The organism is Bradyrhizobium sp. B124 (genome assembly GCF_038967635.1).
Lineage (GTDB): Bacteria > Pseudomonadota > Alphaproteobacteria > Rhizobiales > Xanthobacteraceae > Bradyrhizobium.
The window spans coordinates 1377604-1391160 of the sequence record NZ_CP152413.1; the positions used below are offsets into that span (position 1 = coordinate 1377604).

Below are 13557 nucleotides of genomic sequence, written 5' to 3' on the forward strand. Positions count from 1 at the left end.
AAAGCCTATTGATTTGGAATGGAATAGGTCGCCGTGACATGGGCGATCGGATCCGGAGAGGTGCCGGACAGCAGGTTCACCTCGCCGACCGCAAGCCGCTTGCCGAGCTTGAGCAGCCTGGCGACCGCAAGCACGTCCTGCCCTGGCTGGCCCTTGCGCAGGAAGTTGATGTTGAGGTTGGTGGTGACGGCAAGGCCGATCGGCCCGATCGCCGACAATAGCACCACGTACATCGCGAAATCCGCCAGCCCCATCAGGGTCGGTCCGGACACCGTGCCGCCCGGCCGCAGCATGCGCTCGCTGTAGCGCTGGCGCAGCAAAGCCGTCTCGCCGTCGGCGCTTTCGATCCTGATGTCGTCGTGGGTGAATGCCTGCGGAAATTCCTTGCGCAGGAACTCCTCCAGATCAGCCACGCTCATTTTCGCAATCGCCATGCCGCCCCTGCCCTCGCTTCAGCCTGCCTGTTACATTAAGTTGTCATACAGACCAAAGTGGAATTTCACCATGTCCGCCCAAGCCGCCCGCGCGGAAGCGCCGCAACACCAGCCGATCCTGCTGCGCGAGACCGTGGGCAGTATCGCGTTACTGACGCTCAATCGCCCCGCGGCGCGCAACAGCCTTTCCGAGGGCCTGATCGGCGAGCTGCACGCGGCGCTGAACGATATCGGCGCTGACAAGAGCATCCGTGCCGTCGTGCTCGCCGCCAACGGCCCGGCCTTCTGCGCCGGCCATGACCTCAAGGAGCTCACCGCGCGCCGCACCGACGCCGACCGCGGCCGCGCCTATTTCGCAGAGATCATGAACGCCTGCAGCGCGGTGATGCAGGCGATCGTGCACCTGCCGAAGCCAGTGGTCGCCTCCGTCCAGGGCATCGCCACCGCCGCCGGCTGCCAGCTCGTCGCGAGCTGCGATCTCGCGGTCGCCTCCGAAGCGGCGGCGTTTGCGACGCCGGGCGTCGACATCGGGCTGTTCTGCTCGACGCCGATGGTGGCGCTGTCGCGCAACGTGCCGCGCAAGCAGGTGATGGAGATGCTGCTGACCGGTGAACCGGTCTCGGCGGCAACGGCGCAGAGCATCGGCCTCGTCAACCGCGTGGTGCCGGCCGGCACCGAACGCGACGCCGCGATCGCGCTGGCGCAAAAGGTCGCGCTGAAATCGGCCTACACCGTCAAGCTCGGCAAGGAGGCGTTCTATCGCCAGGCCGAGATGAGCCTCACTGAGGCCTATCGCTTCGCCGCTGAGGTGATGACCGAAAATATGATGGCGCGCGACGCCGAGGAAGGCATCGGCGCCTTCATCGAGAAACGCGACCCGAAATGGCATGACAAGTGACGCCCTCTTGGGCGTCATTCCGGGGCGATGCGCAGCATCGAACCCGGAATCTCGAGATTCCGGGTTCTCACTTCGCGAGCTCCGGAATGACAAACCCGGAAGACAAATGAACCACGACGCCTACGACGACAACTACATCCGCAGCATCCTGAACAGCGTCAAATCGATCGCGATGGTCGGCGCCTCGCCGGTCAATGTGCGGCCGAGCTATTTCGCGTTCAAATATCTGGCGCAGCGCGGCTACGACATGATCCCGGTCAACCCCGGCCATGTCGGCAAGGCGCTGATGGGCAAACCGTTCGTCGCGTCGCTCGCGGACATCGATCGCCCGATCGACATGATCGACATCTTCCGCAATTCGAGCCACATCATGCCGGTCGTCGACGAGGCGCTGAAATTGTCGCCGCTGCCGAAGGTGATCTGGATGCAGCTCGGCGCACGCGACGATGCCGCCGCCGAGAAGGCGGAAGCCGCGGGCCTCAAGGTGGTCATGAATCGCTGTCCGAAGATCGAGTATGGCCGGCTGTCGTCGGAGATCTCCTGGATGGGCGTCAACTCGCGCACGTTAAGCTCCAAGCGCGCGCCGATTCCGACGCAGGGCATGCGGCTGTCACTCAACCGCACGAGCTTTGGCGGCGGCCAGACTGCGGCATCGGACCGCGCCGCGAAAAACAAGACCGAGACGACCTGACATCGCGGCGGAATAATCGTTCCGCTTGTCCGGTATGGCGTAGGATGCCCATTCCAAAGAATGGCGGCGTCCCCAACTCGCTTGACGGCGAGCGCCGCCGCCATCAGCATGCCGCGCGTTTCGACCAGGCCACAACAGGATACAAAGAATGACCGATCGCCTTCCGGGATTTTCCACCCTCGCCGTGCACGCCGGCGCACAGCCTGATCCCACCACCGGCGCGCGGGCGACGCCGATCTACCAGACCACGTCATTCGTCTTCAACGACGCCGACCATGCGGCTTCGCTGTTCGGCCTGCAGGCCTTCGGCAACATCTATACCCGCATCGGCAACCCGACCAACGCCGTGCTCGAGGAGCGCGTCGCAGCGCTCGAGGGCGGCACGGCAGCGCTCGCGGTTGCCTCCGGCCACGCCGCGCAGCTCGTGGTGTTGCAACAACTGCTCCGGCCCGGCGACGAAATCATCGCTGCGCGAAAACTCTATGGCGGCTCGATCAACCAGTTCACCCACGCCTTCAAGGCGTTCGGCTGGAACGTCGCCTGGGCCGATCCCGACGACGTCGCAAGCTTCGAACAGGCGGTGACGCCGCATACCAAGGCGATCTTCATCGAGTCGATCGCCAACCCTGCCGGCAGCATCACCGATATCGAGGCGATCGCGGCCGTCGCGCGCAAGGCCGGCGTGCCGCTGATCGTCGACAACACGCTGGCCTCGCCCTATCTGATCAAGCCGATCGACCATGGCGCGGACATCGTCGTGCACTCCCTGACGAAATTTCTCGGCGGTCACGGCAATTCGCTCGGCGGCATCATCGTCGACGCCGGCACCTTCGACTGGTCGAAGGACAACAAATATCCGATGCTGAGCGAGCCGCGGCCGGAATATCACGGCATCCGGATCCAGGAGACCTTTGGCAATTTCGCCTTCGCGATCGCCTGCCGCGTGCTCGGCCTGCGCGACCTCGGCCCCGCGCTGTCGCCGTTCAACGCCTTCATGATCCTGACCGGCATCGAGACGCTGCCGCTGCGCATGCAGAAGCACTGCGACAATGCCAAGGCGGTGGCGGAATTCCTCTCCACCCACCCCGCCGTGTCAGCCGTGAATTACGCCGGCCTGCCCGGCGACAGGTACAACGCCCTGCAGCGCAAGTATGCGCCGAAGGGCGCCGGCGCGGTGTTCACCTTCAGCCTCAAGGGCGGCTATGACGCGGGCGTCAATCTGGTGTCGAACCTGAAGCTGTTCTCGCACCTCGCCAATGTCGGCGACACCCGCTCGCTGGTGATCCACCCGGCCTCCACCACCCACAGCCAGCTCGACGACGCCGCCAAGGTGAAATCGGGCGCCGCGCCCGAGGTGGTGCGGCTGTCGATCGGCATCGAGGACAAGGAAGACCTGATCGCGGACCTCGACCAGGCCCTGCGCGCCTGATCCCGCCTTGGTTCCGGAGCGGTCCGCCCGCATCGCTCCGGCAACCTTGCCCGAAACAACCGTCTCGTTAACGCTTAATACCGACGGGTCTCTCGTTAACGCTCAATCCGGCATAAAGTGGCAGTGATAGGCTCCGGATGATTCGGGAGACCATTGATGCTGCGCTGGATATTGCCGCTCGCGATCGCGCTGTTTGCGATTTCGCCCGCTGACGCCGCCGACGGCCCTGTCGTCACCAAACGCGCCACCGTCAAGGCCGCGCGCCAGCTGCCGGCGGGCCTGCCGCGCCGGCACTACGCCTACCGCACCACCATTACGTCACCGACCTATGTGCGGCGCGGACGCCAGCTCGTGGTCGTCGAGCCCACGGTGATCCCGCTCAACTCAGAGCCGTACGTCCCGTACATGCAGGGTGAGCCGCTGCTGCCTGGATCGTCGTCATTACCCGGCTATTACGGCAACTGGCACTCCTACAATTATTACGGCCCCTATTACGGCGGCGCCTATGTGACCTACTGGGACCGCCTGCCCTACGCCTGCGGCGTCTACGGCTACTGCTAGCCCGGGACGCGCGCGTGGCCAGATCGCCGCAGAAGAAAACCAGCGCACCGGCTTCGGGCAATGCTGTCACCGCCGACCTCGTCGCGGTGCTGGTCGCCGTCACCGACGGCACGCCGAAGATCATGACCATCGCCGGCGGCTCCGCGCTGCCGAGCGGCCCGTTCGAGTTCACCCACCGCTCGCTGCAGACCGCGCTGCGGGCCTGGGTCGAGGCGCAGACCGGCCATCCGCTCGGCTATGTCGAGCAGCTCTACACCTTTGCCGACCGCGGCCGGTCCGGCGACGCCAGGACGCCGCACAGCGTCTCGATCAGCTATCTCGGCCTGACCCGCGAGGACCAGGTCGGCGAAGGTTTTGAGGCGCATTGGTCCGGCTGGTACGACTATTTCCCCTGGGAGGATCATCGCGCCGGCACGCCGGTCTGCCTTGCGAAGATGATCGCACCGAAGCTGAAGACGTGGGCGAAGGCGGCCCCGTCACCCACGCTGCAGCGCGAGCGCTGGCAGCGCTGCGCGATCACCTTCGGTCTCGATGACCGCGACTGGAACGAAGAACTGGTGTTGCAGCGTTACGAACTGCTGTACGAGGCGTTGCTGATCCCGGAAGCCGGGCGCGCGCATGACCGCGAGGCGCCGATCGTGCCGGGCAAGCCGATGACGGCGGATCATCGCCGCATCCTCGCGACCGGAATCGCGCGGCTGCGCGCCAAGATCAAATACCGTCCGGTGGTATTCGAATTGATGCCGGCCGAATTCACCCTGCTGCAACTGCAACGCAGTGTTGAAGCCCTCGCAGGCCGGCTGGTCCACAAGCAGAACTTCCGCCGGCTCATGGAGCAGCAGGAACTCGTTGAAGAGACTGGCGCAATGGCCGCCGATACCGTCGGACGGCCGGCCAAGCTGTTCCGCTTCCGCCATGCCGTCTTGGCCGAACGGGCCGTCGTCGGCACCAAGCTCCCGCTTTCGCGCACTTGACACGCCTTATGCTCAGGATAAGTATAAGCCATCTTATGCTCAAGGAGAGTATAAATGGTTGCACTCGATACCGATCTGCTCACCCGCACCGCGCCGATATATGAGCGCGTCAAGCGCGTCATCCCACCGTTCGAATGGGCCACTTTCGCCGAGGACGTTGATGCGATCCTCGACCTGAAACGCCGCCGCAACGCGGTGGTGCTGGCACACAACTACCAGACGCCGGAGATCTTCCACGGCGTCGCCGATATTGTCGGCGACAGCCTCCTGCTCGCGCGTGAAGCGACCAAGGTCGACGCCGACATCATCGTGCTCGCGGGCGTGCACTTCATGGCCGAGACGGCGAAGCTGTTGAACCCGGCCAAGACCGTGTTGATCCCCGACCTCAAGGCCGGTTGCTCGCTGGCGGATTCCATCACGGCACAGGACGTGCGGCTGATGCGCGCTCGCTACCCGGACGCGCCTGTGATCGCCTATGTCAACACCTCGACCGCGGTGAAGGCGGAGTCCGATATCTGTTGCACGTCAGGCAATGCGCTCAAGATCGTGGAATCGCTCGACGTCGAACGCGTCATCATGCTGCCGGATGAATATCTCGCGCAGAACATCGCCAAGCAGACCAGCAAGAAGATCATCGCCTGGAAGGGCCACTGCGAGGTGCATGAGCTGTTCACCGCCGATGACGTGCGCCAGCTGCGTGAAAATTATCCCGATGTCACCATCCTGGCGCATCCGGAATGCCCGCCCGAGGTGGTCGCCGAAGCGGACTTTTCGGGGTCGACGGCAGCGATGCAGTCGTTCGTCGAGACCAAACGTCCGCCGCGGGTCGTGCTGCTGACGGAATGTTCGATGAGCGACAACATCGCGGCCCGCAATCCCGATGTCGACTTCGTCCGCCCCTGCAATCTGTGCCCGCACATGAAGCGGATCACGCTGAAGAACATCCGCCACGCGCTGGAGGCCAATCAGCACGAGGTCACGATCGACCCCGCGATCGCCGATCGCGCGCGCAGGAGCGTCGAAAGGATGCTGGCGATATGAGTACCGATATCTCCGATCTCAGCGGCCGCCCCGTCATCATCGGCGGCGGCGCCGCCGGGCTGATGACCGCACTGCAACTGGCGCCCGAGCCGGTCGTGCTGCTGTCGAAATCGCCGCTCGGCGCGGAAGCCTCCAGCATGTGGGCGCAGGGTGGCCTCGCCGCGCCGGTCGGCGCGGATGACACCCCTGCCCTCCATCTCGCCGATACTCTTGCTGCGGGTGCCGGCCTCTGTGATGCGGCCGCAGCATCCCGGATCGTCCATGCCGCGCCTGCCGCCGTGGAGCATCTCGCCGAGCTCGGCGTCGCCTTCGACCGGCGCGCCGACGGCAGCTGGCGTCTCGGGCTCGAGGCCGCGCACGGCCGCAACCGCATCGTGCACGCCACCGGCGACGGCACCGGCCGCGAGATCATGCGCGCGCTGATCGCGGCGGTCCGCCAGACGCCGTCGATCACCTTACTGGAAGGCGTCGAGGCGCGCCGGCTGCTCGTCGAGGACAATGCCGTCAGGGGCGTGCTCGCAGCCAGCGACCGCGGTGCGCTGACGATCGTCACCAACCGCGTCGTGATCGCGACCGGCGGCATCGGCGGGCTGTTTTCAGACAGCACCAACCCCGGCGGATGTTTCGGCCAGGGGCTCGCGCTCGCGGCCCACGCTGGCGCAAAACTGTCGGATCTCGAATTCGTCCAGTTTCATCCGACCGCCTTCGACGGGCCGTCACGGCCGATGCCGCTGTTGACCGAGGCGATCCGTGGCGATGGCGCGCCCCTGATCGACGAGACCGGCCGGCGCTTCATGGCCGACCAGCCCGGCGCCGAACTTGCGCCACGCGACATCGTCGCGCGCGCGGTCTGGCGTCACCGCGCTGCGGGACATCGCACCTTCCTCGATGCGCGCAAGCATCCGGGCGCGGATTTTGCGCAGCGCTATCCCGTGATCAGCGCGTTCTGCAAGATGGCCGGCATCGATCCCGTCACGGATCCGATCCCGATCCGGCCGGCGGTCCACTACCACATGGGCGGCATCGCGGTTGACGGCTATGGCCGTAGCACGGTGCAAGGCCTGTGGGCCTGCGGCGAGGCCGCGCGCACCGGGCTGCACGGCGCCAACCGGCTCGCCAGCAACTCGCTGATGGAAGCGATCGTCTGCGCGCGCTGGGTCGCCGAGAGCATCGAAGGCGTGAGCGCGGGTCCGCGCGCCATGCTGAACGACGACACGTTGCCGGCCGCCGCCGATCCCTCCGCCGTGCGTCCGATCCTCACCCAGGGGCTCGGCGTGCTGCGCGACCGCGACGGGATCGCACGCGCGATCCGGAGCCTCTATCCGCTCGCGCGCAGTCCGAGTGCGGCATCCGACGCAGCATTGGTCGGATTGATGATCGCGATTGCCGCCATCAGGCGTGAGGAAAGCCGCGGCGGTCATTTCCGCACCGATTTCCCGCACACCGCTTTGTCGGCGGCGCCGTCTTCCCTCACCCGTGCCGAGGCGCTCGCCGCCGCGCACGACATCGTTGAATCCAAGCTACCAACCAGGAGTGCCCGCTCATGACCCTCAATCCCCTGTTGCCGCTGCTGTATGAGCCGATCGTGCAAACCGCCTTGCGCGAGGATCTCGGCCGCGCCGGCGATATCACGGCAGACGCCATCGTGCCGGCCAGCCAGCAGGCCCGGCTGGTGATGCGGGCGCGGCAGCCCGGCGTGATCGCCGGGCTCGACATCGCACGCACCGCGTTCCAGACGGTGTCGCCGGCGATCGAGCTGCGCGCCGAGCGGCCTGACGGCAGCGCGGTCGAACCCGACCAGGTCATCGCGATCATCGACGGTCCGGCCCGCAGCCTGCTCACCGCGGAGCGCACCGCGCTCAACTTCCTCTGCCATCTGAGCGGCGTCGCGACCGCGACCGCCACGCTCGTCAAGGCTGTCGCTGGCACGCGCGCGCAGATCGTCTGCACCCGCAAGACCACGCCGGGACTACGCGCGCTGGAGAAGTACGCGGTGCGCGCCGGCGGCGGCGGCAATCACCGCTTCGGTCTCGACGATGCCGTGCTGATCAAGGACAACCACATCGCGCTCGCCGGCGGCATCCGCCCTGCGATCGAACGCGCCAAGGCCAATACCGGTCATCTCGTGAAAATCGAGGTCGAGGTCGACACACTGGCGCAGCTTGAAGAGGCGCTGGCACTCGGCGTCGACGCGGTCCTGCTCGACAACATGACGACCGAGCAGCTCAGCCAGGCGGCGGCAATGGCGCGCGGCAAGGCGCTCACCGAAGCCTCCGGCCGCATCACCGCTGCGACCGCCGCGGCGATTGCCGCCACCGGCGTCGATTTGATCTCGGTCGGCTGGGTGACCCACAGCTCGGCCGCGCTCGATATCGGGCTCGACTATCTGTCCTGATCGATCAAAGCGACTGGCCGACCGGAACGAGGGTCGGCTGGTCCCGTTCGGTCCGACGCGCCGCGAAGCGCTCGGCTTGCAGAACCGCGAGCGTCAGCACGACGATCGCGACCGCCTGGTGCGTCAGCGCCAGATCGATCGGCACCTGATGCAGCAGCGTCAGGATGCCGAGCGTCGCCTGCAGCGTGATCGCCGCAACGAGCCACCGTGCGCCTGCGATCACCGCACTTCCGGCGCGTGCACGCACCGCATCGATCGCATGCGCGATTGCCAGCGCAAACAGCAGGTAAGCGGTCATGCGATGCTCGAACTGCACCGTCAGCGTGTTGTCGAACAGATTGCGCCACCACGGCGTCTCGAACCACAGCCGGTCAGCCGACGGAATCAAGCCGCCGTCGATCTCAGGCCAGGTGTTGTAGACCCTGCCCGCGCGCAGGCCCGCGACCAGCGCGCCGAAATAGAGCTGCACGAAGGTCAGCACGAGCAGCACCGCGCTCGTGATCTTCAGCCTGAGCGGCGCGATCACGGATGGACGGTCCGTCAAGCGCCGCAGCGTCCAGACGATGGCCGCGAAGATCAGGAGCGCCAGCACCAGATGCGTCGCCAGCCGATATTGCGACACCTCGACGCGCTCCGAGAGGCCGGACGCCACCATCCACCAGCCGACGCCGCCCTGCAGCGCGCCGAGGCCGAAGATCACCCACAGCCGCCGGCCGAGCTCGCCGCTCACCACGCCGCGCCACAGGAAATACAGGAACGGCAGCAGATAGGCGGCGCCGATCACCCGGCCGAGCAGCCGGTGGCTCCACTCCCACCAGAAGGTCGTCTTGAATTGCTCGAGCGTCATCCCGGCGTTGAGCTCGCGATATTGCGGGATGGTCTTGTAGCCCTCGAAGGCCTTCGTCCACTGCGCCTCGGTCAGCGGCGGCAGCGCGCCGGTCACCGGCTTCCATTCGACGATCGACAGGCCGGACTCGGTGAGCCGCGTGGCGCCGCCGACCAAGACCATCAGCGCGATCAGGGCGGCGACCGCGATCAGCCAGACCCTGACGGCGCGGAGCTGCGATGGTTGTGCGGAAATACCGGCCATTTCGCCCTGACTTGATTGGATTTTCGGGCCCCTTATAGTCCGGCCCGCAAGCGGCGCAAGCGCCGCCTGAGGCCTCGTTCCGGTCGGTCGGAACGAGGCCTCAGCAATCTTTGTTTTGACGCGTTTACTTTGCGCGAACCGATGTCCGCTTCGCTCGAAAACGCTCTGGATCACGAGTCATACATATCCGCCATGGCCATACGCACCCGCAAATTGCTCGGAACCATCGCCCTGCTGATCCTGGTCGTGGTGTGGTCGCTGCTCGGCATGACGGTCGCCCAGACCCCGTGGCTCGCCAATTCGGGGCTGCTGCAGGCGATCTTCTACGTCGTCGCGGGGCTCGGCTGGGTGCTGCCGGCGATGCCGATCGTCTCCTGGATGTCGCGGCCCGACAGCGCCTAGATCGCGCCCTCGTCGCGCGCATGCCGCGTTGGCCGAACCGGTGCGAACATCACGCCCGAGAGCAGCACGCGCATCATCCGCAGCGACCGCACACGGCCGTCCCATGCGATGCGCGGCAATGCGTGGAGATTGGTGCGCCCCTGCGCCTCGACCACACCTGATATGGTCGACACCGCGCTGGCGAAGCCGGCCTCCTCGGCCATCACGACATGCGGACGGCGGAACGCGTCGCGGTCCCCGAACGGGAATGCAAAATGCTTGATCGGCCGCCCCAGCGCGCTCTCGGCGACCGCCTTTCCCATCGCCATCTCGCGCTGCGCGTCGGCATCCCTGAGGCTCGACAGGACGGAATAATTCACCGTCGCGCTGCCGAAGGTCACGTTCGGATCAGCCGCCAGCTTCGCCAGATCCTGCCAGTCGAGCGACGCGCCGCGTGACAATTGCGCCGCATCGGCCGAATAGCGCCGGCCGAGATCGTTCACCGCATAGGACAGATCGGACGGCGACAGCTTGCGCAGCCAGCCGGACAGGAAATCGAACAGCTCGTATTTGTCCGACAGGCTCGTGACCACGAAGTGCCGTTCCCTGCCGTCGATCATCAGGCTGATGCGGTTCTCGCGCGCGATGATGTCCTCGAGCACCAGCCACCACGCCGTGCCCACGCCATCCGGGAAAGCCGTCGGCAGATAGAGGGTGAGGGGGACGCGGTGCTTGGCGAGCACGGGATAGCCATACGTGACGAAGTCCTTGGTCGCACCGTCGAAGCTCAGGCAGGCAAAGCGGCGGCGCTCCGGCAGGGTCACCGCGCGGCGGCAGGCCTCGTCGATCCCGACGATGTCGTACTTCCAGCGCTTCAGCGCGCGGAGGGTGCGATCGAGGAAGGCAGGCGTGATCTCCTGGGATTTCAGCGGCTGAAACCGGCCCCGGCGCGCAGGACGGACGCGCGCGAAGCGCAGGATCACCCCGGCGCCCCCGGCCTCGTGTTCCCGCAGCCTGAAGGCGCCGCTGAAATAGGCGAGCTCCATCCGGGCCCGCCGCAAAATCCCGTTGTCCGGCGTCAAGATCCCCGCCTCTGCCCGGCGGTTCCCACACCCCGCCGCGGCATTGTTATTACTCTTTGTTGACATTTCCCTGCGAAGGTCGGCCGCAGCCGAGACCTGTAAATTAATACCTTAAAAAATTTGGGCTCCGAGATGATCATGGCGGCGGCAGTTGAAGGCCAGACGGCGGGGACGCGACCATGGCCGAACGCAGTCCGCGTTGCTGGCGTCGACATCTTTCATGACCTCACTGCGGCCGAGGCGACCTGGCGCAGTCTCGAGACACCGCAACACAGCTACACGCCCTATCAGCGCTTCGATTTCCTCGCCAACTGGCAACGCCAGGTCGGCGAGCGCGAGGGCCTGCGGCCCTTCATCGTCGTCGCCCATGACAGCGAACGCCGTCCGCTGCTGCTGTTGCCGCTCGCCATCGAGTCCCGCCTGGGCGCGAGCTGCGCGAGCTTCATGGGCGGCAAGCATGCGACCTTCAACATGGCGCTGTACGACAAGGACTTCGCCGCCAACGCAACCGAGGCCGACATCACGGCGCTGACCGGATCGATCGCCGAGCGGTCTCGCGTCGATGCGCTCGTGCTGTGTCAGCAGCCGCTGCGCTGGCAGGACCAGCCCAATCCGCTGGCGTTGCTGCCGCACCAGGCTTCGGTGAACGACTGCCCGCTCCTGGTGATTGAGCCCGGCGCGGCACCCGCGGCGCTGATCAGCAACTCGTTCCGCCGCCGCCTCAAGGGCAAGGAGCGCAAGCTGCAGGCGCTGCCCGGCTACCGCTATCATGTCGCGGCCGACAGCGCCGACGTCTGCCGCCTGCTCGACTGGTTCTTCCGCATCAAGCCGCAGCGCATGGCCGAGCAGAAGCTGCCCGACGTATTCGCCGAGCCCGGCGTCGAGCAGTTCATCCGCAGCGCCTGCCTTGCGCCGCGTGCCGACGGCAAGGGCTATGCGATCGACATCCACGCGCTGGAGTGCGACGAGGAAGTGATCGCGATCTTCGCCGGCGTCTCCGACGGTCATCGGTTCTCGATGATGTTCAACACCTATACGATGTCGGCCAATTCCAAGTTCAGCCCCGGCCTGATCCTGATGCGCGACATCATCGATCGTCATGCCGGCCTGAACTACCGCGCCTTCGATCTTGGCATCGGCTCGGACGAGTACAAGCGGCTGTTCTGCAAGGACGACGAAGCGATCGTCGACAGCTTCATTCCGCTCAGCCTGCGCGGCAAGCCGGCTGCGAGCGCGCTGTCGGCCATCAGCCGCGCCAAGCGCGCCGTGAAGCAAAATCCGGCGCTGTTCGAGATCGCGCAGAACCTGCGCAGCATGTTCCGCTGAGCCTCAGCTCGCCGCTTCACCCTGCTCTGCGCCGCCACTCGGTACGCCGAGCCGCCTCATCGCGTCGAATAGAAGCGCCGCGGCAGGTGACAGCGCACGCTTGCGCAGCTTGATCAGGCCATAATTCTCCAGCAGGAGCCGGTCGCGAAGACGCAGCATCTTGAACCGCTGCGGATCGACCAGATCGAACACCAGCATGGGAACCGGCACGACCGCGTCGATGCCGGCGGCAATCCCGACCGAGGCGAAAAACGACTCGGTGTTGATGACCCGGCGCGGCGGCGTCACGCCGCGGCTCATGAACAGCCTCTCCAGCGCCTGGCGCATGAAGGATTCCCGCGGCTGGCAAATCCACTGCTGGTCGGCCATGTCCTCCAGCTCGACGGTCTCGCGGCCGGCCAATGGATGCTCGGCACGAACCAGCAGCACCGCCTCTTCTGCGCCGATCTCATAATAGTCGAATTGCCGGGGGTCGATGCCGGCCGGAATCCTGGCGACGACGAAGTCGAACTCGAGCGCGAGCAGACGCGTGATCAATGGCGGGCTGGTGCTGACATCGAGCGAGATGTTCACCCGGTTCAGCTTCTCGCCGAGATACTGGATCACGTCGACGACCAGGTCGATGCTGGGCTTGGCGACTGTTCCGACGGAGACGGTGCCGAGCTCGCCGGACTTGTAGCCCGCGAACTCGTCGGTGACCTGGTCGAGATCGGCGAGCACGCTCTTGCCGCCGCGAATCAGGATCGAGCCATAGGCGGTGGGCTCGACGCCGCGAGCCGTCCGCTCAAACAGGGGAACCCGCGCCAGCGCCTCGATTTCGGCGAGCATCTTCGATGCCGCAGACTGGGTGATGTTCAACCGCTCGGCCGCCAGCTGCAGCTTGCGCTCATTGTCGAGAGCGACCAGCAGGCGCAGCTGGCGCAATTTCAGGTTATTGATCACGGCCTGCTACCATCCTGCCCGGCAAGGGCCTCTTCGTTCCGATTAGATCGGAACGGGGCTCCAAATTCTGTCCTGACGCGTCTTCTTTACGCGAACCGGTGTCCACTTCGCTGGAAAACGCTCTGGGGTTCCCGCGCTTATACCGCGGTGCATCATGACAGTTTCGCCGTGGCTCCATTCCCAAATGCCATTAGGCACGCGGCTGTCGATTACACAACAATGAATGCAATACTTGCAAGGGCAAGGCGACGGACCGCTGCGGCCGCACGAAGGTGCCGCCCGGACAGCGCGATTACCGTGCGCCGAATCGAAA

14 protein-coding genes are annotated in these 13557 nt (G+C 65.8%); 10 read left to right on the forward strand and 4 right to left on the reverse strand.

The features are described 5' to 3' along the window. Window positions 1–5: 5 nt before the first annotated feature. Window positions 6–434, reverse strand: a complete 429-nt coding sequence (locus AAFG13_RS06360) for a PaaI family thioesterase (RefSeq protein WP_092114693.1) — start codon at window positions 432–434, stop codon at window positions 6–8. Between the two features lie 70 nt (window positions 435–504). On the opposite strand from AAFG13_RS06360, the gene AAFG13_RS06365 reads away from it, so the two are divergent. From AAFG13_RS06365 to nadC, 8 genes are all read left to right on the forward strand, one after another. Continuing rightward, entirely contained in the window at window positions 505–1332 is an 828-nt protein-coding gene (locus tag AAFG13_RS06365) for an enoyl-CoA hydratase (protein ID WP_212314928.1), read from the forward strand. Between the two features lie 106 nt (window positions 1333–1438). Further along, window positions 1439–2023 carry a CoA-binding protein gene (locus AAFG13_RS06370; protein WP_342711473.1) on the forward strand — a complete coding sequence of 195 codons (585 nt, stop codon included), beginning with the start codon at window positions 1439–1441 and terminating at the stop codon, window positions 2021–2023. Between the two features lie 148 nt (window positions 2024–2171). Beyond that, on the forward strand, window positions 2172–3452 hold the full coding sequence (locus AAFG13_RS06375; RefSeq protein ID WP_212314932.1) for an O-acetylhomoserine aminocarboxypropyltransferase: 1281 nt from the start codon (window positions 2172–2174) through the stop codon (window positions 3450–3452). Window positions 3453–3608: 156 nt separating this feature from the next. Further along, window positions 3609–4013 carry a hypothetical protein gene (locus AAFG13_RS06380; protein ID WP_212314934.1) on the forward strand — a complete coding sequence of 135 codons (405 nt, stop codon included), beginning with the start codon at window positions 3609–3611 and terminating at the stop codon, window positions 4011–4013. A gap of 14 nt (window positions 4014–4027) precedes the next feature. Beyond that, complete coding sequence (locus AAFG13_RS06385) at window positions 4028–4987, forward strand: hypothetical protein (RefSeq protein ID WP_212314936.1); 960 nt, start codon at window positions 4028–4030, stop codon at window positions 4985–4987. Between the two features lie 54 nt (window positions 4988–5041). Next, entirely contained in the window at window positions 5042–6028 is a 987-nt protein-coding gene (gene nadA / locus AAFG13_RS06390; protein WP_342711474.1) for a quinolinate synthase NadA, read from the forward strand. Beyond that, window positions 6025–7575: an L-aspartate oxidase gene (locus AAFG13_RS06395; RefSeq protein ID WP_342711475.1), complete on the forward strand. Its 1551-nt coding sequence runs from the start codon at window positions 6025–6027 to the stop codon at window positions 7573–7575. The genes nadA and AAFG13_RS06395 overlap by 4 nt, the downstream gene beginning before the upstream one ends. Beyond that, window positions 7572–8423: a carboxylating nicotinate-nucleotide diphosphorylase gene (gene nadC / locus AAFG13_RS06400; protein ID WP_342711476.1), complete on the forward strand. Its 852-nt coding sequence runs from the start codon at window positions 7572–7574 to the stop codon at window positions 8421–8423. Before AAFG13_RS06395 ends, nadC begins: the two co-directional genes overlap by 4 nt. A gap of 4 nt (window positions 8424–8427) precedes the next feature. On the opposite strand, the gene AAFG13_RS06405 is transcribed toward nadC, so the two are convergent. Continuing rightward, on the reverse strand, window positions 8428–9513 hold the full coding sequence (locus AAFG13_RS06405; RefSeq protein ID WP_342711477.1) for a COX15/CtaA family protein: 1086 nt from the start codon (window positions 9511–9513) through the stop codon (window positions 8428–8430). A gap of 192 nt (window positions 9514–9705) precedes the next feature. Between AAFG13_RS06405 and AAFG13_RS06410 the strand changes: the two genes are divergently transcribed. Beyond that, complete coding sequence (locus AAFG13_RS06410) at window positions 9706–9915, forward strand: DUF2842 domain-containing protein (protein WP_342711478.1); 210 nt, start codon at window positions 9706–9708, stop codon at window positions 9913–9915. On the opposite strand, the gene AAFG13_RS06415 is transcribed toward AAFG13_RS06410, so the two are convergent. After that, window positions 9912–10976 (reverse strand): polysaccharide deacetylase, encoded by a 1065-nt coding sequence (locus tag AAFG13_RS06415; RefSeq protein ID WP_342711479.1) that lies wholly within the window; start codon window positions 10974–10976, stop codon window positions 9912–9914. The two genes, AAFG13_RS06410 and AAFG13_RS06415, sit on opposite strands and share 4 nt — an antisense overlap. Window positions 10977–11108: 132 nt before the next feature. Between AAFG13_RS06415 and AAFG13_RS06420 the strand changes: the two genes are divergently transcribed. Further along, window positions 11109–12302, forward strand: coding sequence for a GNAT family N-acetyltransferase (locus AAFG13_RS06420; RefSeq protein WP_212314943.1), 1194 nt, complete (start codon window positions 11109–11111; stop codon window positions 12300–12302). Window positions 12303–12305: 3 nt separating this feature from the next. Here AAFG13_RS06420 and AAFG13_RS06425 read toward each other — a convergent pair whose 3' ends face one another. After that, the gene (locus tag AAFG13_RS06425) at window positions 12306–13244 is read right to left on the reverse strand and encodes a LysR family transcriptional regulator (RefSeq protein ID WP_212314945.1); all 939 of its coding nucleotides are present in this window, start codon (window positions 13242–13244) and stop codon (window positions 12306–12308) included. Window positions 13245–13557: the final 313 nt, after the last annotated feature.